Source organism: Cohnella laeviribosi DSM 21336 (assembly GCF_000378425.1).
GTDB lineage: Bacteria > Bacillota > Bacilli > Paenibacillales > Paenibacillaceae > Cohnella > Cohnella laeviribosi.
The window spans coordinates 1-2,465 of sequence record NZ_KB899889.1 but is presented as its reverse complement, the minus strand read 5'-3'; the positions used below and the strand labels follow the sequence as shown (position 1 = coordinate 2,465).

Sequence of the window (2,465 nt, the reverse complement as noted above, 5' to 3'; positions counted from 1 at the left end):
TGTCATACTTTTGACTCATCTTCGGACACCTCGATTTTGCTGAATTTATTGTCGCATTCTCGATTCTCGGTGTCCACTATTCAGTCTAGCATCATATCGCTAGTATTCTAGCAACCACCGTTACTTTTCAATAGTTTAGCTTTACAACTTAGGGGACGGGTAATACTAGTAAATGGGTTGATAGCAAAGGAAACATCATTTGGCCTAAAAATGACGGGTTTGCAGGGGTACCAAAAAAAGTAACACTACAACCGGGAACAAGAATTGACCGGTATGGACTCGAAACAGGCAAATTCGTATCGCCTGAAGGGACTCCATACGAGATGCGTTCGTTAGCTCCCGGGACGGAGACCAAGCCTTATACTGTTTATGAAGTTGTAAAACCACTCGATGCATTAGGTGGAAAAATTGCACCTTGGTTTGATCAACCGGGTGGCGGAATTCAATACAAATTCGATCAGAGTATTAAGGAGCTTATTGAAGGTGGTTATTTAAGGAGGGTGGAACGTTAGAATGGACATTAAAGAATTGGAATCAAAGTTAAAGTCAGCAAACATTAGACCTGACATGTATTCATTGAATGGGGGCCTTCCAAATGAAGCATTGTGTATAGGTAAATCGAACGGACACTGGGAAGTCTATTATAGTGAACGAGGGAATAAATCGGGGCTCAAGACTTTTAAGACTGAGGAGGATGCGTGTCAATATTTTTATAACTTGCTGCTTTCAACTTTGAAAAATATGAATCTTTTATGACTTGGTTTGCCCCTAATATTTGATTTATTTCATCTAACCTTGATTGGCTAAACGCCGTTCAAGGTTTCTTTATTGTGGGGGCTACCCAGTGCCGAAAAAACGAAGCTTCGCGAGCAGGGAAAATATTGTCGGGTTTACATCTTAGAAGCAGGGTCGTACAATACAACCAACAAACCATACACTTACACACTTGACAAAGGGAAAAATGCACGATTTTTTTGGGGATTTTTGCTTGACGAAATACAGGCTTGTTCGCTGCGCTGGTAACGGGCAAACAGTTCCGTCGTAAACTTGTCGCCACGGATGCGCGGTACACTCAACGTGATGGTGCCGATGCGCGTATGTAGTTGATGGGGATAGGTGCCATTGCGATAACCTCGCCGATGTTCAGTACGTTCATAACGCTGCGCATCCAATTGTTTGGTCACCTGCGCTTGTAAGATTTGATTCAGTACCGATTCCAGCAACTTTGCGACACTGGCATCTTGCGCATTTCCCAAGAAAAGTTGATGCAAAAGCTGAGAATCTAAGTTAATCTGGTATTGAGCCATATCAAATTCTCCTCCTGTTGAATGTTGCATCGACACCATCATTCTAACTGAGGGATTTGAATATGGCTCCCTTTGTTCTTGGAAGTCTACCATTTTACACAATTATATGGACTCAACTCAGATATCTGGCTTTCTAAGTATAGGGGGCAATCTGTATTTGTATTTTATGATAGTAAGACTGGTCTTGGAAGTTATGTTGATATCGATGGTAATTATGTTGGTGGTTGGAAATTTTCCGATGCTCAATTAAAGTATCATCAAGAGAATGGACAAAGAATATATTAACTTTCTTTAAGAAAGGGTGAAGAAAAATGAGTAGTACCGTAAATATTGGATTTATTTACGACAACAAAATCGAGCTTTTCTCAGAGAAACTATACAAAATAATAAATTATTTTATTAGTGATAATGGGAAAATTAAATCTATGAAATACGCAACAAACGAGGAAGGGGAAAATTGGATTGAACAAATCAATGGAGTATATGAATTAGATAGTTTGGTTCCGCTGATAACAAACTATTATGGTGAAGTTGTTATTGATAGTGGTTCCTTATTCTCAAATGTAAAAAAAATATATATGAATTTGGAAAAGAATGAGGACTACTTGGGAGTTATTATTTCATTGCAGGAAAATGAGATAATTCCTGACTATTCCGTCGAGGTTCTTGAAAACGCAAGTGAGTTTGTTATATCCATAGTCAAAGAGATATATCAGATTACATCTTTTAGGTATGCATTTTGCGACCATGAAGCAGAGATAATTTTCCCATTAGATATGGACAAATACTCATTAGTATTTATTCCGAATTCGAATGACAAAGATATAACTGTGAAAAAAAACAAATGGTACATTAACGGCTTAACTGAGAGAATTTGAAGCAATGTTGATTGCCACATGCGTGATACTAGACTTTACATTGGACACAGAAAACCGAGAATGCGACAATAAAAGCACAAACTCGAGGTGTCCAACATGACGAAAAAGTACGACAAGGAATTCAAACTTCAAACCGTAAGACTCATTCAAGAAGAAGGCAAAACGGTGGCGCAGGTAGTCCGGGAAATGGGGCTGCATGAGAATACGCTTTACCGTTGGGTCGCTGAATTCAAGAGCAACGGGGCTCAGGCATTCCCAGGCAGCGGACAGCTGAAGCCGG

General features: G+C 39.5%; 4 protein-coding genes and 1 pseudogene. 4 read left to right on the top strand and 1 reads right to left on the bottom strand.

The window, feature by feature from the left end:
• Positions 1-194: 194 nt before the first annotated feature.
• Entirely contained in the window at positions 195-512 is a 318-nt protein-coding gene (locus tag F560_RS25405) for a glycohydrolase toxin TNT-related protein (protein WP_083932180.1), read from the top strand.
• A 483-nt stretch (positions 513-995) separates the two neighbouring features.
• On the opposite strand, the pseudogene F560_RS0121910 reads toward F560_RS25405, so the two are convergent.
• Positions 996-1,307, bottom strand: a pseudogene (locus tag F560_RS0121910) (transposase); the annotation flags it as partial.
• 72 nt (positions 1,308-1,379) lie between these two features.
• Between F560_RS0121910 and F560_RS26695 the strand changes: the two are divergent.
• The 3 genes from F560_RS26695 to F560_RS0121895 form a co-directional block, all read left to right on the top strand.
• Positions 1,380-1,592, top strand: coding sequence for a colicin D domain-containing protein (locus F560_RS26695; RefSeq protein ID WP_425393295.1), 213 nt, complete (start codon positions 1,380-1,382; stop codon positions 1,590-1,592).
• Between the two features lie 26 nt (positions 1,593-1,618).
• Positions 1,619-2,185 (top strand): Imm64 family immunity protein, encoded by a 567-nt coding sequence (locus F560_RS0121900; protein WP_019007851.1) that lies wholly within the window; start codon positions 1,619-1,621, stop codon positions 2,183-2,185.
• A gap of 96 nt (positions 2,186-2,281) precedes the next feature.
• Positions 2,282-2,465 (top strand): transposase (locus tag F560_RS0121895; RefSeq protein WP_019007850.1); only part of this gene is annotated, 184 nt, incomplete at its 3' end.